Below are 19,246 nucleotides of genomic sequence, written 5' to 3' on the forward strand. Positions count from 1 at the left end.
TAAAGTTCTGCTTGTCACATTTCTTAATTTAATGTAATTGTTCATTTAAGATAAAATGATAGGCTGTGAGGAATAGTTATTCGTCGACTGACAATCTGGTGTGAAAGAATTATTGCAAGAGTAATTTTATTTATTAAAAACCATTATGTTCATTTGCCATATTAAACATCTCTGTGCGGACCAGCGTTTTATTTTTGCACCATTATTGTCATAGTGGAGTGCGGAAGGATTTTTTAATGGCGGATATAATTTGAATGGGGGGAGGGGATTACCGCATGAACTGTCAGAGATGAAGATGGATATAAGAATATATAAAGATTATATTCCAATGCCTGAAATGTTACATTTGTTGTTTGGGCTTTTAATTACAGAAGCAGCATCAAGTTGTTTTGTTACCTTGCGCAATACATAATTGCTCTATTGCCAATGCTTAAAAGAAAATCATGATTGTTCTGTTTTTGAACATTATAGCTTATCATTTTTCCCGGGAATATATAAAAATCAGGCAGGAGTTGTGCAAGATTATCATCTGAAATTTGATCAATAATATCAAATTTATTTATTTTGGTAGAGGTAAGATGCAAAGTGTCATAATTTTCGATCCACGTATATTCAATATCTCGGCGAAATGATTTATAAGTGTTCGTGTTTTGTTTCCAGGTACCGCTAAGTGCAACAGTTCCTGTCTTTTTATTTTTATTATACATAAAGTCAATAGTGAGATTAGCCCTTCCCTGGTCATTAAATATAATCCAATTGGCCGTGCATTTCTCATTGTATACTATTTGTTCTTTGGAATAATGATAGGCAATAAAAAAAATGAAGCCACTGAGAAAGCATAAAATAATAAACAGCGTTTTTTTATAACGAATCATGGTTAACTCCGCGATACGATAGAGTTAAACAGTCTGCAACTGTGTTATTACTATGGTTCTTTTTGCATGCCATAACAATCAATCCGGGAGATGACTTATCGAGAGGGAAATATAGCCAGGGGTACTTTTTGCAATCAATTCCAGATCCTAATATACGGTTCTTATATTGTTCGAGATCTTTCAGCCCATCAATGCTATCTTCTGTAACATTGAAATGACAACCATTTAATTGTGCAACAGTTTTGTAATCTTTAAAGAATGATTTGGGCTGACTATTGTTCCAGAGAAAAAATGCGGTAAGCAAACCTACGGAAAATGCACTTAGCATGGGTAAATAATTTTTAGATAGCCTGACTATATTTCTGAGATAATTATCTGGATGAGCACTTGTCTCTTTAAACTCATCTTTAACATTCAAGGATTGGGGAGATATGGTCTTTTGTGCATCTGCAGAAGGCATTATTACATGGTTTTCTATGCTTACATCATTACTGAGCTTAAAACCTTTTCTCGGTACGGTTGCAATAAGCGAATGGTTGGTTTCACCAACCGTGCGAAACCCGCGTCTGATAATCGATATATTTTGATATAACGTGTTGACCGGTACTCGCATGCCTTCTTCTTCCCAGACTCTGGAGAAAAAATCCTGTTGTGCAACCACATCAGGAAAGGCTTCAAGTAGCAGCGATAAGCACCTGCTTGCTGGCGTTGTCAGAACGGCGTTAAGCTCGGCGTCATGTACCGAAATTAATTTTCTGTGCTCTGGCCAGAACTCAATATTATCGTTAATAATCCAGTACATACGTCAATGAAACATAAAATTAAGTAAATTGAAATAATATAGTTTGATAAGTATATTAGTATTCATGGAATAAATATATATTAATTTTATATTTATCATGCAAACTATAATTATGGCATATCAATGCAACTTAAAATTCCATGTGAATTAACAAATTTAACACTCTTAACCGTTGTCTTTATGCCTTCTTCTCGCAATATCTTTTCATTTTTGCGGTGGCGCGTAAGGTGACATAATTAAATAAGCGCTCAAATAAACTGAATTAAAAGTTCATGTGATAAAATACGGGCATCTTTATAAGTGCCCGTATATACAATGCTTATTATTATTGACAGTTACGTTTCAGTGCTGAACGGAGTGTGAACGGATAAATAATTCGTTTATTTTACCACCCATCCTTTTTTCAATTCTTTGCTTGTAGGCGTAGATGCTACGGATATCCATATCAAGAACCTCTGCAATCTGATATGGATTATAACCAGAAACCATATGTCCCATAATGGTGAATTCCATTTGAGTTAACGTATTGCCTCTGGTAAATGACAAATAACGACCAATGAATAGTTGCCTGATCTTTTCGTTGGCAATATCCAGTCCATCATCATTATATATAATGGCTGATATCGCGGAGTTGTGTTTCCTCCAGTAATTAGCAAGAGATTGCATATTTCGATCGCTTACTAACACTATTCCCATCTCAGTACTCGTAAGATAGTCGATCCAGTCACTCTCTAAAAAAAGGCGTAAAAAGCTTACTGAAAAATCTACAAAAATATATCCGCTTAATCGCGCATTGTGGTTTTTACTTAATATACCTTCAACCACGCCACGATTAAAATACGAACTCTCTTCGGGCCACATACAAAAACATGCATTTGCACAATACTGCAAACGTGGTGATTTTTCTGGCATTATTTGGCAATGCATTGAGCAACTATTGCATGTAAGACTTTTATAGCGACTACAAAGCCTCATGTTAATAACCTCCCTATTCATAGATAATTGCATAATTTCATTGGTTATTGATGATGTCAATACACTCTGATTTGGTAAGCTTTTTATGAAAAATTGTGTTTAATCCGTATTTGATATTATTCTTAATGACATATTTAAGCGTGCATCATTAAGCTTTAAATGTGATTGGATTTCACTCAGTTAATCATATTGACCTTATTGCAAATCAGACAAGTGCCTAATGTATTAAGAATATCTATACTGCAAATTGTTTTCGAATGACCAGAAGATATCTTGTAAATCTAAGTGATGCATCTTAAATAGTCTTAATTAAGATGTTCAGATTTTTATTTAGGATAACAGCTTGATAATGTTCGTTTAAGTTATGGAGCGTTTGGGGAAGGTGAACAATGCAAGATGTGCACTGTAAGAATTGGAATGGTTCAAAATAGTGGTTATTTTGAACCATTCACATCAGTGGTTAGCTAAAGAACATTACCGATACGCACAGGATACCGACGATCAACGTAATTAGATTTCCGATGGAGCGCCAGGGCTTAAGTGCCGGGATAAGATATGTTGACAGCGTTGGCATGATAAAAAGAATCATGGCAATAAGTGGACCACTGATCGCATAAATCATCGAAATTGCATTAGGGTTGATGCAGCAAACGATGAAAGTAATCAGTGATACTAACATAATTGATAGCGCGCGGTTAAATGCACGGCTTTTTTTAACCCCTGCCTGCTGTAGCGTTGTTTTGACTAATTCCGTTGCACCTTCAATAACACCAAAGTAGGTACCTAAAAATGATTTAGACATTGCTACAACCGCGACAATTATTCCGGAAATCGACAACCATGCAGGGGCATTTGGCAGCATAGAAAGTGCCGATAAAATGGTAACGCCCTCCTCTTTAGCTGTTTCAATATAAGAAGGTGGTATTGATAACAGGCAGCTAAAGACGAAGAAAAGTACGCTCACGCAGATGATGAGATAAGCGACTTTCATAATTTTTTTGCATTTATCCATAGCGTGTTCGCCATATTTTTCACGTCTATCAATAGCAAACGTTGAAATAATGGGCGTATGGCTAAAGGCGAAAACCATCACGGGAATCGATATCCATATCTGGTGAAGGGTATTCTGATTGAACTCTACCTGGGTAGTTAATAGAGCTGGTTGCCAGCTACCGACGAGGTAGAAAGAAAGAAATAAGAAATAGGCAATTAGTGGAAACACCAAAAATCCCATTACCCGAATTGTGGCATGGCGCCCCATCAGAAAGATGAGATTCAGAATTAACACAACACCCAGACTCACCAGCATACGAATGCGCAGGTCGATGACCATATGCTTTGCCAGTTGTTCTGTCAGCGAATTGGTGATCGCCACTGCATATATCAACACGACGACAAAAAAAGCAATGAAGTAAAGAGTGGTAATCAGATTGCCGATCTTCTTGCCATAGTAATGAGTTACTGCGCCAGTAATCCCTTCGCCTGCGGATGTTTTTGAAGAAAGGATGAACTGGCACAGGGCCTTATGTGGCCAATATGTTAAAGGCCATGCGACCAGTGCTGTAATAAACAGGACTACCGCTCCCGCTGAACCTAGCTGAATAGGGAGAAAGAGCGTGCCTGCGCCAACGGCTGTGCCGTAAAGTGCGAAGCTCCAGAGAGTTTCTTCTTTTGACCAAATTTTTAGACATTATTTGAACGTATCATCTACAAATTAAGAAAAATGGAGGGCAATTTACCATAAACCAGGTCAAACATGGGAGATTAACGCTATATCAGCTCATGGAATCATGGGTTAGTAGATGCAAACCTTGCGTGCCAGTTGGGTATCCATCCCTCATTCCGGTGAATTTCCTTTGTGATAAAAATCACTATTTTTAAACATTTAAAATAATTTTTATTAACAATCATTTACTATTGCGCTGTTAATCTGTGCGAGGTTGTGATGAAAGACGTTGTGATTGTCGGTGCGTTACGAACACCTATCGGCTGCTTTCGTGGAGCGTTGGCTGGCCATTCTGCCGTAGAACTTGGTAGCCTGGTCGTGAAAGCGTTATTAGAACGCACTGGCGTTGCTGCACATGCGGTGGATGAAGTGATTCTGGGGCAGGTTCTGACCGCAGGGGCTGGGCAGAATCCAGCACGGCAATCGGCCATTAAAGGTGGTCTACCCAACAGTGTTTCGGCAATTACGATTAATGATGTTTGTGGTTCCGGGTTAAAAGCACTGCACCTTGCCACACAAGCGATCCAGTGTGGTGAGGCTGATATTGTCATCGCCGGTGGTCAGGAAAACATGAGTCGCGCACCACATGTCCTGACAGATAGCCGTACCGGAGCACAGCTTGGCGATAGCCAACTGGTTGATAGTCTGGTGCATGATGGCTTATGGGATGCATTCAATGATTACCATATTGGTGTCACTGCCGAAAATCTGGCGCGTGAATATGGTATCAGCCGTCAATTACAAGATGCCTATGCACTTAGTTCACAACAAAAAGCGCGGGCGGCCATTGACGCTGGACGATTCAACGATGAGATTGTCCCGGTAAGAACGCAAAACAATGGGCAACTATTGATTGTTGATACCGATGAGCAGCCGCGTACGGATGCCAGTGCAGAAGGGCTGGCTAGCTTAAATCCGTCATTTGATAGCCACGGTTCTGTTACTGCGGGTAATGCTTCATCTATCAATGATGGTGCTGCTGCGGTAATGATGATGAGCGAAGCCAAAGCGCGAGCGTTGAATTTGCCCGTGCTGGCACGTATTCGCGCCTTTGCCAGTGTTGGTGTTGATCCTGCGCTGATGGGTATTGCTCCGGTATATGCGACTCGCCGTTGCCTTGAGCGTGTGGGCTGGCAGCTTTCTGATGTCGATCTTATTGAGGCTAATGAAGCGTTTGCCGCGCAGGCGCTTTCCGTTGGCAAAATGCTCGAATGGGATGAACGTCGGGTCAATGTTAACGGTGGCGCAATTGCGTTGGGTCACCCGATTGGCGCATCTGGTTGCCGTATTCTGGTTTCTTTGGTCCATGAAATGGTAAAACGCAACGCGCGTAAAGGGCTGGCTACACTTTGTATTGGCGGTGGTCAGGGCGTGGCGTTAACTATTGAACGTGACGACCCGATCTAAATTCCTTTCTATTCGTTAAACATCTGCCGCCATCAAGCCATTTCATAATGATGGTTGGCACGTCTGCGCACATACCCCATAGACGCTGAGTTTTTCCTTCACCTGACTTATTCGTGATCGACGCGACACTTTTCTCAATCCTTTATCGAAAAATGAAACAATGTTTTATTTTTGATTGAAAAGCGCACTGTGCAGGCATATCATCCTTTAAAGAATAAAACGAAACGATGTTTCACAATCGTTGTAATTTTACAGTTCAATGATTATCGGAGGTTGATGTGGACGTAAGACAGAGCATCCACAGTGCGCATGCAAAAACGCTGGATACACAGGGGCTGCGCAATGAATTTTTGGTTGAAAAGGTATTCGTCGCGGATGAGTACACGATGGTTTACAGCCACATTGACCGCATTATTGTTGGCGGCATTATGCCGGTAGCAAAAACGGTTTCTGTTGGCGGGGAAGTTGGAAAACAACTGGGCGTGAGCTACTTTCTGGAGCGTCGCGAGCTGGGCGTTATTAATATTGGCGGCGCTGGTACGATTACCGTCGATGGTCAATGCTACGAAATCGGTCACCGCGACGCTCTCTATGTTGGCAAAGGTGCAAAAGAAGTGGTCTTTGCCAGCATTGATAGTGCCACTCCGGCGAAGTTTTATTACAACTGCGCACCTGCTCATACGACGTATCCCACTAAAAAAGTGACCCCGGCTGAAGTCGCTCCGGTTACGCTGGGCGATAACATCACCAGTAATCGTCGCACAATTAACAAATATTTTGTGCCAGATGTGCTGGAAACCTGCCAGTTGAGCATGGGGCTAACGGAGCTGGCTCCGGGAAACCTGTGGAATACCATGCCATGCCACACCCACGAGCGTCGGATGGAAGTTTACTTCTATTTCAACATGGATGATGACGCCTGCGTTTTCCACATGATGGGACAACCGCAAGAAACGCGTCACATTGTGATGCATAACGAGCAGGCAGTCATTTCCCCGAGTTGGTCTATCCACTCCGGCGTAGGGACCAAAGCTTATACCTTTATCTGGGGCATGGTCGGTGAAAACCAGGTCTTCGATGATATGGACCACGTTGCCGTTAAAGACCTGCGCTAGTTGCGGGCAAAATGAATAAGGTATTATCATGATTTTAAAAGAATTTTCTCTTGATGGTAAAGTCGCGGTAGTCACTGGCTGTGACACTGGACTGGGGCAGGGGATGGCGCTGGGACTGGCGCAAGCGGGCTGTGATATCGTCGGTATTAATATCGTTGAACCGACAGAAACCATTGAACAGGTCACGGCGCTGGGGCGTCGTTTTTTTAAGCCTGACCGCCGATCTGCGTCAGATTGATGGCATTCCTGCACTGCTGGATCGTGCGGTAGCAGAGTTCGGCCATATTGATATCCTGGTCAATAACGCCGGATTGATTCGCCGTGAAGATGCACTCGATTTCAGTGAAAAAGACTGGGACGATGTGATGAACCTGAACATCAAAAGTGTATTCTTCATGTCTCAGGCGGCGGCGAAACACTTCATCGCACAGGGCAACGGTGGCAAGATTATCAATATCGCGTCCATGCTCTCCTTCCAGGGCGGGATCCGCGTACCTTCGTATACTGCATCAAAAAGCGGCGTGATGGGCGTGACCCGTCTGATGGCGAACGAATGGGCAAAACATAACATCAACGTTAATGCGATTGCTCCGGGCTATATGGCGACCAACAATACCCAACAACTGCGGGCTGATGAACAGCGTAGTGCGGAAATTCTTGACCGCATCCCGGCAGGGCGTTGGGGATTGCCGAGCGATCTGATGGGGCCAGTGGTGTTCCTTGCCTCCAGTGCTTCAGACTATGTGAATGGTTATACCATCGCTGTAGATGGCGGCTGGCTGGCGCGTTAATTTATTCAATTCACTTTTATGACCCTGCCGTTCATTCAGTATGGCAGGGTTTTTTATACCTGCAGATCATCATAATCCATATCTCGGTTATGAAATAATCCATATCAATTATCAATTAATAAACTTTATGAGTTTTATCTGCTTTAAAATTAGGTAGTTAATAATAATGTTAATAATTTTACTTAATTTGAAAATTGGAATATCCATCACATAACCGCATGTCGTAGCAATTTAATCCATATTTATACTGATTCCGACCTGACACCAGAATGAGTTGTTCACGTATTTTTTCACTATGTCTTATTCTCTGCTGGCAGGAAAAAAATGGTGACTATCAATACGGAATCTGCTTTAACGCCGCGTCCTCTGCGAGATACGCGTCGTATGAATATGTTTGTTTCGGTAGCTGCTGCGGTCGCAGGATTGTTATTCGGTCTTGATATCGGGGTCATCGCCGGAGCGTTGCCGTTCATTACCGATCACTTTGTGCTAACCAGTCGATTGCAGGAATGGGTGGTCAGTAGCATGATGCTCGGCGCGGCAATTGGTGCGCTGTTCAATGGTTGGCTGTCGTTCCGCCTGGGACGTAAATACAGTTTGATGGCAGGGGCTATCCTGTTTGTGCTCGGTTCGATAGGGTCGGCTTTTGCGACCAGCGTAGAAATGTTAATCGCCGCTCGTGTGGTGCTTGGGATTGCCGTGGGGATTGCTTCTTATACAGCTCCATTGTACCTCTCTGAAATGGCGAGTGAAAACGTACGTGGCAAGATGATCAGTATGTACCAGTTGATGGTAACGCTGGGCATCGTGCTGGCGTTTTTTATCCGACACGGCATTCAGCTATAGCGGTAACTGGCGTGCAATGTTAGGTGTTCTTGCCTTACCGGCAGTCCTGCTGATTATTCTGGTTGTTTTCCTGCCAAATAGCCCGCGCTGGCTGGCGGAGAAAGGGCGTCATATCGAGGCGGAAGAAGTGCTGCGTATGCTGCGCGATACATCAGAAAAAGCGCGAGAAGAACTTAACGAAATTCGTGAAAGCCTGAAGTTAAAACAAGGCGGTTGGGCGCTGTTTAAAATCAACCGTAACGTACGTCGTGCGGTATTCCTCGGTATGTTGTTGCAGGCGATGCAACAATTTACCGGTATGAACATCATCATGTACTACGCGCCGCGCATCTTCAAAATGGCGGGCTTTACGACGACCGAACAGCAGATGATTGCGACTCTGGTCGTGGGGCTGACCTTTATGTTCGCCACCTTCATTGCGGTCTTTACGGTAGATAAAGCCGGGCGTAAACCGGCACTGAAAATTGGTTTCAGCGTGATGGCGTTAGGCACTCTGGTGCTGGGCTATTGCCTGATGCAGTTTGATAACGGTACGGCTTCCAGTGGCCTGTCCTGGCTCTCTGTTGGCATGACGATGATGTGTATTGCCGGTTATGCGATGAGTGCCGCGCCAGTGGTGTGGATCCTGTGCTCTGAAATTCAGCCGCTGAAATGCCGCGATTTTGGTATTACCTGTTCGACCACCACGAACTGGGTGTCGAACATGATTATCGGCGCGACCTTCCTGACGCTGCTCGACAGCATTGGTGCAGCCGGTACGTTCTGGCTCTACACCGCGCTGAATATTGCGTTTGTGGGTATTACCTTCTGGCTCATTCCGGAAACCAAGAATGTCACGCTGGAGCATATCGAACGCAAACTGATGGCAGGCGAGAAATTGAGAAATATCGGCATCTGATGTCTCTGGCCGGATGTGCTGTACATCCGGCCTTTTTTTCGCTAATAGAGATCAGGCGCCAGGCCGTTGAGTTCCTTATTCAGCCTTGCTGCATTAACTCACAAGTCAGGAGAAAGGAATGAAAACAATTGGTCTGCTAGGGGGTATGAGCTGGGAATCCACTATTCCTTACTATCGTCTGATAAATGAAGGCATTAAACAGCGACTTGGTGGGCTTCACTCTGCGCAAGTGCTGCTACATAGCGTTGATTTTCATGAAATAGAAGAGTGTCAACGTCGCGGGGAGTGGGACAAAGCAGGAGAAATTCTGGCTGAAGCGGCGCTTGGCTTACAGCGGGCGGGGGCTGAAGGCATTGTGTTATGTACCAATACGATGCACAAAGTAGCGGATGCTATCGAATCCCGTTGTACACTGCCTTTTTTACATATTGCGGATGCCACTGGACGTGCAATTACCCGTGCCGGAATGACTCGCGTGGCGCTGCTGGGTACACGCTACACCATGGAACAGGATTTTTATCGTGGGCGACTGGCGGCGCAATTTTCCATCGACTGTCTGATCCCTGAAGCGGATGAAAGGGCGAAAATTAATCAGATTATTTTTGAAGAACTGTGTCTGGGGCATTTTAGCGAAACATCACGCACTTATTATGCGCAAGTGATTGCTCGCCTCGCAGAACAGGGCGCGCAGGGCGTCATTTTTGGCTGCACGGAAATTGGTTTACTGGTGCCAGAAGAGCGCAGTGTTCTGCCTGTGTTTGATACTGCGGCTATTCATGCCGAGGATGCAGTCGCCTTTATGCTGTCGTAATTCGCTACAAAATAGCCTCAAGAGCGGCAACCAGTTTTGGTAAACCGGTTTGTAAATGCTTGCTGAATGCCTGCACCAGTGCTGATGACGGGCGGTGCAGGGGGCGAATCAGGCTGACGGTGAAGGGAACCGCAATACTGAACCGCCGAACCACTAATCCGCTTGCCGCATAATCCAGAGCGGTGAGCGGGTTAACTACCGAAACTCCCGCCCCCGCCCGTACCATCGCGCAAACTGACGCGGCGCTATGGGTTTCTACTATCATGCGTCGTTTAACCTGATTCTCACTAAACAACTGATCCAACAGCTGGCGATAGCTGTCAGTACGGGAAAGGCTGATGTAGTTCTCACCCTGAAAATCTTCCGGTGTTAATACCTTTTTTACCGCCAGCGGATGACCTGGCGGTAAAACACACACTTCATCTAAAGACAGTAATTCGGTGCGTTCCGTACCCGCAGGCGTATGCAGCGTTTCGGTGAGTCCGAGATCATGACGTTGTGCCGAAAGCCACTCTTCAAGTAGCGGTGATTCCTGCGGGATAATGTTTAAGCTGACTTCAGGATAACGGGCCAGAAACGGTTGTAGCAGCGGCGGCAAAAAAGACTGCGAAAAGACCGGCAGGCAGGCAATAGACAGTTCTCCCTGGCGAAACTCGCGCAGACTTTCGGCGGCGCTGACGATGCGATCCAGCCCGTACCAGGAGCGCTGTACCTCTTCAAACAGACGCAGCCCTTGAACGGTAGGGTGTAATCGACCGCGTACGCGTTCAAACAGTTTCAATCCGATTACCTTTTCAAAGCGCGCCAGTTCGCGGCTGACGGTTGGCTGTGAAGTATGCAGCAGTTGTGCCGCCTCAGTCAGGCTGCCGGCGGTCATAACCGCATGAAAAATTTCAATATGACGTAAGTTAACGGCGGCCATTGGCGTTCTCTCGCAATCCGGTAATCCATATCATTTTTGCATAGACTCGACATAAATCGATATTTTTTATTCTTTTTATGATGTGGCGTAATCATAAAAAAGCACTTATCTGGAGTTTGTTATGCCACATTCACTGTTCAGCCCCGATACCGATCTCACCGCCGAAAATCTACTGCGTTTGCCCTCAGAATTTGGCTGCCCGGTGTGGGTCTACGATGCGCAAATTATTCGTCGGCAGATTGCAGCGCTGAAACAGTTTGATGTGGTGCGCTTCGCACAGAAAGCCTGTTCCAATATCCATATTTTGCGCTTAATGCGCGAACAGGGCGTGAAAGTGGATTCCGTCTCATTGGGGGAAATCGAACGCGCGTTGGCGGCGGGATATAATCCGCAAACGCATCCCGATGACATTGTCTTTACTGCGGATGTTATCGATCAGGCGACTCTCGATCGCGTCAGTGAATTACAAATTCCAGTAAACGCCGGCTCCGTTGATATGCTCGAACAACTTGGCCAGGTTTCGCCAGGGCATCGGGTATGGCTGCGCGTTAACCCGGGCTTTGGTCACGGTCATAGCCAAAAAACCAATACCGGTGGCGAAAACAGCAAGCACGGCATCTGGTATACCGATCTTCCGGCCGCGCTGGAAGTCATACAACGTCATCATCTGCAATTGGTTGGCATTCACATGCATATCGGTTCTGGTGTTGATTATGCGCATCTGGAGCAGGTGTGTGGCGCGATGGTGCATCAGGTCATCGAATTCGGTCAGGATTTACAGGCTATTTCTGCGGGGGGCGGGCTTTCTGTTCCGTATCAGCAGGGAGAAGAGGCGGTTGATACTGAACATTATTATGGTCTGTGGAATGCCGCGCGTGAGCAAATCGCCCGCCATCTCGGTCACCCTGTGAAACTGGAAATCGAACCGGGTCGCTTCCTGGTAGCGCAGTCTGGTGTGTTAATTACCCAGGTGCGGAGCGTCAAACAAATGGGGAGTCGCCACTTTGTGCTGGTTGACGCTGGATTTAACGATCTGATGCGCCCGGCAATGTACGGCAGTTACCACCATATTAGCGCGCTGGCGGCTGATGGTCGCTCTCTTGAACATGCGCCAACGGTGGAAACCGTTGTCGCAGGGCCATTATGTGAATCGGGCGATGTCTTTACCCAGCAGGAAGGGGGGAATGTCGAAACCCGTGCCTTACCGGAAGTGAAGGCGGGCGATTATCTGGTGCTGCATGATACCGGCGCATATGGTGCGTCAATGTCATCTAACTACAATAGCCGCCCACTGTTGCCAGAAGTTCTGTTTGATAATGGTCAGGCGCGGTTGATTCGCCGCCGCCAGACCATTGAGGAATTACTGGCGCTCGAGTTGCTTTAATCGCGGCTAGTCGCTGGCTGCGTTATGACTTGCATCCAGCGACGGTGTTGAAACTGAATGGCGACGTACCAGCGTAGGACTAAAGACGTTGGTGATTTCTGGCAGTGGGCGATTATCCGCCAGCGCCAATGCCAGTTCTGCAGCCTGGGTCGCCATTGTCACTATTGGGTAACGGACCGTGGTCAGCCGTGGGCGTACATAACGTGACACCAGCACATCATCAAAACCAATCAGCGAAATTTCACCCGGTACATCAATCCCATTGTCATTGAGCACGCCCATCGCGCCTGCCGCCATCGAGTCGTTATAACAAGCCACGGCGGTGAAATTTCTGCCTCTTCCCAACAGTTCAGTCATCGCCTGTTCGCCACCGCTTTCGTCCGGTTCGCCGAAAGTCACCAGCCGATCATTAGCCGGAATACCGCTTTCGGCAAGGGCATCGTAATACCCTCGCAGACGATCTTCGGCATCAGAAATAGAGTGGTTAGAGCAGAGATAACCAATGCGCGTATGACCCTGCTGAATTAAATGGCGTGTTGCCAGCCAGGCACCGTAGCGATCGTCCAGAGCGATACAACGACTCTCAAAACCCGGAAGGATCCGGTTGATTAACACCATGCCGGGTATTTGCTTCATCAATGAGGACAAATCGGCATCCGGGATCATTTTGGCATGGACGACCAGCGCGGCGCAGCGATGGCGAATCAACTGCTCAATGGCCTGGCGCTCTTTTTGTTCGTTGTGGTAACCGTTGCCAATTAATAAGAAATTACCGGTATGGTAAGCCACCTGTTCGACCGCTTTCACCATTGCACCGAAAAACGGATCGGAAACATCACCAACGACCAGGCCAACCGTTTCAGTGGTCTGTTGAGCCAACGCGCGGGCGTTAGCGTTCGGGTGATAACTCAGAGATTCCATTGCGCTATGCACAGCCAGACGAGAAGCTTCGCTGGCTTTTGGAGAGTTATTAATGACGCGGGAAACGGTGGCGACTGAAACGCCTGCCAGTCGGGCTACATCCTTAATGGTCGCCATGAAAATACCTTTGTGGGTAAACGCTTACATTCTGCCAGTGTTACGGAAAACGCCCGTTGGTTCAAGGGGCGTTGTGATTTCAGCGTGGGAAGTGTGCGCGAAACGAGAATACGTAAGGAAAAAAAGAGATTGCAAACCTTTGGTTACACTTTGCGAAACGCTGTTGCGATTGACTGCTGGTGGCATTTGTCTACAGGTTGATAAAGTGGTGATCCCAGAGGTATTGATAGGTGAAGTCAACTTCGGGTTGAGCACATGAATTACACCAGCCTGCGCAGATGCGCAGGTTTTTTTTGCCTGTCGCAAATCTGTAACAGTAACCGACAATTTACACACCTCGTTGCATTTCCCTTCATTCCTTTGCTTTTTCTCGCTGGCGAAGCGTCGTCGTGCGGACCACAATCAAGATCCCAGAGGTATTGATTGGTGAGATTATTCGGTACGCTCTTCGTACCCTGTCTCTTGCACCAACCTGCGCGGATGCGCAGGTTTTTTTTCGCACCGACTTTACTGTCGCTCGAGCCCTTCATCTCGTGTAATCTCACCGCATTCGCATTTAATGAATAATGAGCAAAGGGAGTTGAAATGCTTTTTAGCTTTTTTCGAAATTTGTGCCTTGCTCTGTACCGCGTTCGCGTGACAGGTGACACCCAGGCGCTGAAGGGCGAGCGCGTTCTTATCACGCCCAATCACGTCTCTTTTATTGATGGCATTCTGCTGGCGCTATTTTTACCCGTTCGCCCGGTGTTTGCTGTTTACACCTCCATCAGCCAGCAGTGGTATATGCGTTGGTTGAAATCATTTATCGACTTCGTTCCTCTCGATCCGACACAGCCGATGGCAATCAAACATCTGGTTCGTTTGGTGGAACAAGGCCGTCCGGTAGTGATTTTCCCGGAGGGGCGCATCACGACCACCGGTTCGCTGATGAAAATTTACGATGGCGCCGGTTTTGTGGCGGCGAAGTCAGGCGCGACGGTTATTCCGGTGCGAATTGAAGGGGCAGAGCTTACGCACTTCAGTCGCCTGAAAGGTCTGGTTAAACGGCGCTTGTTCCCGCAAATTCATCTGCATATTTTGCCTCCCACGCAGGTGCCGATGCCAGATGCGCCGCGCGCCCGTGACCGCCGTAAAATCGCGGGGGAAATGCTGCACCAAATTATGATGGAAGCGCGTATGGCGGTACGCCCACGTGAAACGCTGTACGAATCACTACTGAGCGCAATGTACCGTTTTGGGGCCAGGAAAAAGTGTGTCGAAGACGTCAACTTTACCCCGGATACCTATCGCAAGTTGCTCACTAAAACACTGTTTGTTGGTCGCATCCTCGAAAAATATAGCGTTGAAGGGGAAAGAATCGGCTTAATGCTGCCCAATGCGGGCATTAGTGCGGCAGTGATTTTTGGGGCCATCGCCCGTCGCCGTATTCCGGCAATGATGAACTACACCGCTGGGGTAAAAGGGCTGACCAGCGCCATTACGGCGGCTGAAATCAAAACTATCTTCACTTCCCGCCAGTTCCTCGACAAAGGCAAACTCTGGCATCTGCCGGAGCAGCTAACTCAGGTACGCTGGGTGTATCTGGAAGATTTAAAAGCGGATGTCACCACTGCCGACAAAGTGTGGATCTTCGCCCATCTGTTGATGCCGCGTCTGGCACAGGTAAAACAGCAGCCAGAAGAAGAGGCGCTGATCCTCTTTACCTCCGGTTCTGAAGGCCATCCGAAAGGCGTCGTCCATAGCCATAAAAGCATTCTGGCGAACGTCGAGCAGATTAAAACGATTGCCGATTTCACCACCAACGATCGCTTTATGTCGGCGTTACCGCTGTTTCACTCCTTTGGTTTAACTGTTGGCTTGTTTACGCCCCTGCTGACGGGCGCAGAAGTCTTCCTTTACCCCAGTCCATTGCATTACCGCATTGTGCCTGAACTGGTGTACGACCGCAGTTGTACGGTGCTTTTCGGCACTTCGACCTTCCTTGGTCATTACGCGCGCTTCGCCAACCCGTATGACTTCTATCGTCTACGCTATGTGGTGGCTGGCGCGGAGAAACTACAAGAAAGCACCAAACGACTTTGGCAGGATAAATTTGGTCTGCGTATTCTTGAAGGCTACGGCGTGACTGAATGTGCGCCAGTGGTGTCCATCAACGTACCGATGGCAGCGAAACCTGGCACCGTCGGGCGTATTTTGCCGGGGATGGATGCACGTCTGCTGGCAGTGCCGGGTATTGAAGAAGGTGGTCGCCTGCAACTAAAAGGGCCGAACATAATGAACGGCTACCTGCGGGTGGAGAAACCAGGCGTGCTGGAAGTGCCAACGGCTGAGAACATCCACGGTGAGATGGAGCGCGGCTGGTATGACACTGGCGATATCGTGCGTTTTGATGAACAGGGATTTGTGCAGATTCAGGGGCGAGCAAAACGCTTCGCCAAAATTGCCGGAGAGATGGTTTCACTGGAAATGGTGGAACAACTGGCACTTGGTGTTTCTCCAGATAAAGTCCATGCCACCGCGATTAAGAGCGACGCCAGTAAAGGCGAGGCGCTGGTATTGTTCACTACAGACAGCGAACTGACGCGCGATAAACTACAGCAATACGCCCGCGAGCACGGCGTACCGGAACTTGCCGTACCGCGTGACATTCGCTATCTGAAACAGATGCCATTACTGGGCAGCGGCAAGCCTGACTTTGTCACGTTGAAAAGTTGGGTAGACGAAGCGGAAAAACACGATGAGTGAGTCAGTGCACACTAACACTTCGCTATGGTCGAAGGGGATGAAAGCAGTTATTGCCGCGCAGTTTCTCTCTGCGTTTGGCGATAACGCGCTGCTGTTTGCCACTCTGGCGCTACTGAAAGCGCAGTTCTACCCAGACTGGAGTCAGCCAATCCTGCAAATGGTGTTTGTGGGCGCTTACATTCTTTTTGCGCCGTTTGTCGGTCAGGTGGCGGATAGCTTTGCGAAAGGCCGGGTAATGATGTTTGCCAACGGCCTTAAGTTGCTGGGTGCTGCCAGTATTTGTTTTGGCATTAATCCGTTTCTCGGTTATACGCTGGTGGGCGTCGGTGCAGCGGCTTATTCTCCGGCGAAATACGGTATTCTTGGCGAGTTAACAACCGGTAATCAGTTAGTGAAAGCTAACGGCTTGATGGAAGCCTCCACCATTGCGGCGATTTTACTCGGTTCCGTAGCCGGTGGCGTGCTGGCGGACTGGCATGTTCTTGCCGCGCTGGCGGCCTGTGCGCTGGCTTATGCTGGCGCGGTAGCCGCAAATCTCTACATTCCGAAACTGGCGGCGGCGCGTCCGGGACAGTCGTGGAATCTCATCAACATGGCCCGCAGCTTTATCTCTGCTTGCGCCGTATTATGGCACAACGGTGAAACACGATTTTCGCTGGTGGGAACCAGTTTATTCTGGGGCGCGGGTGTCACGTTGCGTTTTCTGTTGGTGCTGTGGGTGCCGGTGGCGCTGGGCATTACCGATAACGCGACCCCGACCTACCTCAACGCGATGGTGGCGATTGGCATCGTGGTTGGTGCGGGGGCGGCAGCAAAACTGGTCACCCTGGAAACCGTATCACGCTGCATGCCAGCCGGCATTTTGATTGGCGTGGTGGTGCTGATTTTCTCCCTGCAACACGAACTGCTGCCAGCCTATGCCTTGCTGATGTTGATTGGCGTACTGGGGGGCTTTTTTTGTCGTACCGCTCAATGCATTATTACAGGAGCGAGGCAAAAAAGCGTCGGGGCGGGGAATGCGATTGCAGTACAGAATCTCGGCGAAAACAGCGCCATGCTGCTGATGTTGGGAATTTACTCGTTGGCAGTAATGGTAGGCATCCCAGTCGTGCCCATAGGCATTGGCTTTGGTGCGCTGTTTGCGCTGGCAATAACGGCGCTGTGGATTTGGCAACGCCGTCATTAATCTTTTGCCAGATGGCACATTCAGCCATCTGGCGAAGGTCACATTCCCGAAGGGTGCATACCTTTCGGATACTTCACGCTGTAAGAGAATGGCAGACTCACGTTCTCTTTGCCTGACAGTTTCAGCGTCCAGGTCAGTTCACCCGTTTTTGCATCAAACTGCGCCTGCCCGTACTGCATTTTTTCTACCGTAATATCACTATTAGCACTGACTGGGATCTGGTCGAGCAGAGTAATATCCACCGCTTCGCCGTAGCTGTTCTTCACATTAAGGGTGTAACTGAAGTTACGTATTGCGCTGTCGTTAAAGATAGATAACGCATTCTCTTTTTTGAGTGCGGCTTTACGCTGAATAATCAACTTAGGATCGCGGTTAAGCTGAATATCCAGCGACTTGCCATCTTCCGGCGGCTGCAAATAACCCACGCCGGTACGGTTGTTGCCAAAGAAGATCTGACTTTCGCCGGGGATTAAATTTAACTGTTCCCACTCTTTAATTTGCACCTGGAGCCAGGCGTCATTACTGATCTTTGGAATAGCAAAGAAGCGATATTTACCGTTGACCGACTCTTCCTTAATGACCACCGTGCGCGCGGTATTATCGCTGTCGATTTGCCACGGCAGCGAAAGTGCATAGCGAACATTTTGCGCGGTGAAACTTTCTGGTTGCGGTGAAACGGGCGCTGCCGATGCCGCATACATGCGCCCGGCTCGTTGTTCCCTTGTTTTTTGCATCTCTGCCCCCAGGGCTTTCTGCAATTCTGAGGCATCCTGGTCAGACGAATTTTCCGAACGCTGTTTCATCACAGGTGATGCTGAAAGCGAGCCGCCACCATACTCCGGTACATCCACATACTGTGTTTCCAGTTGCGGCAAGGTGAGATGAGTATCAGGTTCATTGGTCGAGAGCACGAGATTAACGTTTTTCCATGCAAGCCCGGTGTACTGGCGAATATTAGCCTTATAAACCAGACGAAGCGGTTGGTTGATGGCACTCGCGTGAACATCATAGAGCGGCGTCCATGCGGCATTTGGCGTCATATAGCGCACCACTGCCTTCGCCGTGACGGCTTGGGGGGCATAGACCTTAGCGATAATAACCTGCGGATCATCGGCAGCCTCTGAATCGCCGTTATTCATACTCTCGCGTTGTTCCAGCTTTTCAATTTCAAGCTGGTTATCAGCAAGTTTCTGCGTCAACTCATTGTCGGCTCGTAGTAACTCACCATTTTTCTCTTTCACCATTTGCAGATACTTGCCAACTTCGGCGGCACTTTTATTGGTTAATGTGCTATTTGCCTCTAATACCTTAATTTGAGCCGCAATATTGTTTTTCTCGGCGGTTAGTTTTGCCTGTTCCACCTTTGCTGCTTTTAACTGTTGCTGAATCTCTGACGGCAACGCATTCGGCTGTGTTTCCATTAGCGCGATACGTGAGGAAAGCACCGTCACTCCGTTATCGATAGAGATAGCGATGCTGTCGTCGGTTACTGAATTGGCAATATGGGTGAAGATGATTTCGCTTTCACCTGCCGGTAAGTTGAGTGTCTCTTCACCTTGCAGGCTGGCACCATGCAGATAAACAGTGACGTCTTTAAGTGTTAGCGGTTGGGTTAACTGCGTCCCCCAGGCGGAGGACATACACCCAGTAAGCAACATAGCGAGGGGAAGAGGTTTGAAAATCAACATGGTTATCCTTAACAATGGGCACAGACATTGAAACGCG

General features: G+C 47.7%; 13 protein-coding genes and 2 pseudogenes. 8 read left to right on the plus strand and 7 right to left on the minus strand.

The window, feature by feature from the left end; genetic code table 11:
- Window positions 1-392: 392 nt before the first annotated feature.
- From CRI63_RS14385 to CRI63_RS14400, 4 genes are all read right to left on the minus strand, one after another.
- Entirely contained in the window at window positions 393-875 is a 483-nt protein-coding gene (locus tag CRI63_RS14385; protein WP_130217902.1) for a hypothetical protein, read from the minus strand.
- The gene (locus CRI63_RS14390) at window positions 862-1,677 is read right to left on the minus strand and encodes a transcriptional regulator (RefSeq protein ID WP_135519906.1); all 816 of its coding nucleotides are present in this window, start codon (window positions 1,675-1,677) and stop codon (window positions 862-864) included. Before CRI63_RS14390 ends, CRI63_RS14385 begins: the two co-directional genes overlap by 14 nt.
- A 342-nt stretch (window positions 1,678-2,019) precedes the next feature.
- Window positions 2,020-2,652, minus strand: coding sequence for a helix-turn-helix transcriptional regulator (locus CRI63_RS14395; RefSeq protein WP_130207770.1), 633 nt, complete (start codon window positions 2,650-2,652; stop codon window positions 2,020-2,022).
- 460 nt (window positions 2,653-3,112) lie between these two features.
- Window positions 3,113-4,333: an amino acid permease gene (locus tag CRI63_RS14400; protein ID WP_135519908.1), complete on the minus strand. Its 1,221-nt coding sequence runs from the start codon at window positions 4,331-4,333 to the stop codon at window positions 3,113-3,115.
- A 264-nt stretch (window positions 4,334-4,597) separates the two neighbouring features.
- Here CRI63_RS14400 and CRI63_RS14405 point away from each other — a divergent pair, with 264 nt between their 5' ends.
- The 5 genes and pseudogenes from CRI63_RS14405 to ygeA all read left to right on the plus strand — a co-directional run bounded on the left by CRI63_RS14405 (window position 4,598) and on the right by ygeA (window position 10,246).
- The gene (locus CRI63_RS14405) at window positions 4,598-5,785 is read left to right on the plus strand and encodes an acetyl-CoA C-acetyltransferase (RefSeq protein ID WP_130207766.1); all 1,188 of its coding nucleotides are present in this window, start codon (window positions 4,598-4,600) and stop codon (window positions 5,783-5,785) included.
- A gap of 278 nt (window positions 5,786-6,063) precedes the next feature.
- Entirely contained in the window at window positions 6,064-6,900 is an 837-nt protein-coding gene (gene kduI / locus CRI63_RS14415; protein WP_130207764.1) for a 5-dehydro-4-deoxy-D-glucuronate isomerase, read from the plus strand.
- Window positions 6,901-6,928: 28 nt separating this feature from the next.
- Window positions 6,929-7,691: pseudogene (kduD, locus tag CRI63_RS14420) on the plus strand (2-dehydro-3-deoxy-D-gluconate 5-dehydrogenase KduD).
- 324 nt (window positions 7,692-8,015) lie between these two features.
- A pseudogene (araE, locus tag CRI63_RS14425) lies at window positions 8,016-9,435 on the plus strand (arabinose-proton symporter AraE).
- A gap of 118 nt (window positions 9,436-9,553) precedes the next feature.
- Entirely contained in the window at window positions 9,554-10,246 is a 693-nt protein-coding gene (gene ygeA / locus CRI63_RS14430) for an amino acid racemase (RefSeq protein WP_135519910.1), read from the plus strand.
- Between the two features lie 4 nt (window positions 10,247-10,250).
- Here the strand turns inward: ygeA and lysR are convergent, their stop codons facing one another.
- Entirely contained in the window at window positions 10,251-11,168 is a 918-nt protein-coding gene (gene lysR / locus CRI63_RS14435; protein WP_130221484.1) for a DNA-binding transcriptional regulator LysR, read from the minus strand.
- A gap of 121 nt (window positions 11,169-11,289) precedes the next feature.
- Here lysR and lysA point away from each other — a divergent pair, with 121 nt between their 5' ends.
- On the plus strand, window positions 11,290-12,552 hold the full coding sequence (lysA, locus tag CRI63_RS14440; protein ID WP_135405597.1) for a diaminopimelate decarboxylase: 1,263 nt from the start codon (window positions 11,290-11,292) through the stop codon (window positions 12,550-12,552).
- A gap of 6 nt (window positions 12,553-12,558) precedes the next feature.
- Here lysA and galR read toward each other — a convergent pair whose 3' ends face one another.
- Window positions 12,559-13,590 carry an HTH-type transcriptional regulator GalR gene (galR, locus tag CRI63_RS14445; RefSeq protein WP_130207752.1) on the minus strand — a complete coding sequence of 344 codons (1,032 nt, stop codon included), beginning with the start codon at window positions 13,588-13,590 and terminating at the stop codon, window positions 12,559-12,561.
- 585 nt (window positions 13,591-14,175) lie between these two features.
- Between galR and aas the strand changes: the two genes are divergently transcribed.
- Both aas and lplT read left to right on the plus strand, forming a co-directional pair.
- Window positions 14,176-16,335: a bifunctional acyl-ACP--phospholipid O-acyltransferase/long-chain-fatty-acid--ACP ligase gene (gene aas, locus CRI63_RS14455; protein ID WP_130207748.1), complete on the plus strand. Its 2,160-nt coding sequence runs from the start codon at window positions 14,176-14,178 to the stop codon at window positions 16,333-16,335.
- Window positions 16,328-17,521: a lysophospholipid transporter LplT gene (gene lplT, locus CRI63_RS14460; protein WP_135519915.1), complete on the plus strand. Its 1,194-nt coding sequence runs from the start codon at window positions 16,328-16,330 to the stop codon at window positions 17,519-17,521. Before aas ends, lplT begins: the two co-directional genes overlap by 8 nt.
- 38 nt (window positions 17,522-17,559) lie before the next feature.
- On the opposite strand, the gene CRI63_RS14465 is transcribed toward lplT, so the two are convergent.
- Window positions 17,560-19,209, minus strand: a complete 1,650-nt coding sequence (locus CRI63_RS14465; RefSeq protein ID WP_135519917.1) for a DUF4139 domain-containing protein — start codon at window positions 19,207-19,209, stop codon at window positions 17,560-17,562.
- Window positions 19,210-19,246: the final 37 nt, after the last annotated feature.

The sequence above is a fragment of the Escherichia sp. E2661 genome (assembly GCF_004745185.1).
Classification (GTDB): domain Bacteria; phylum Pseudomonadota; class Gammaproteobacteria; order Enterobacterales; family Enterobacteriaceae; genus Escherichia.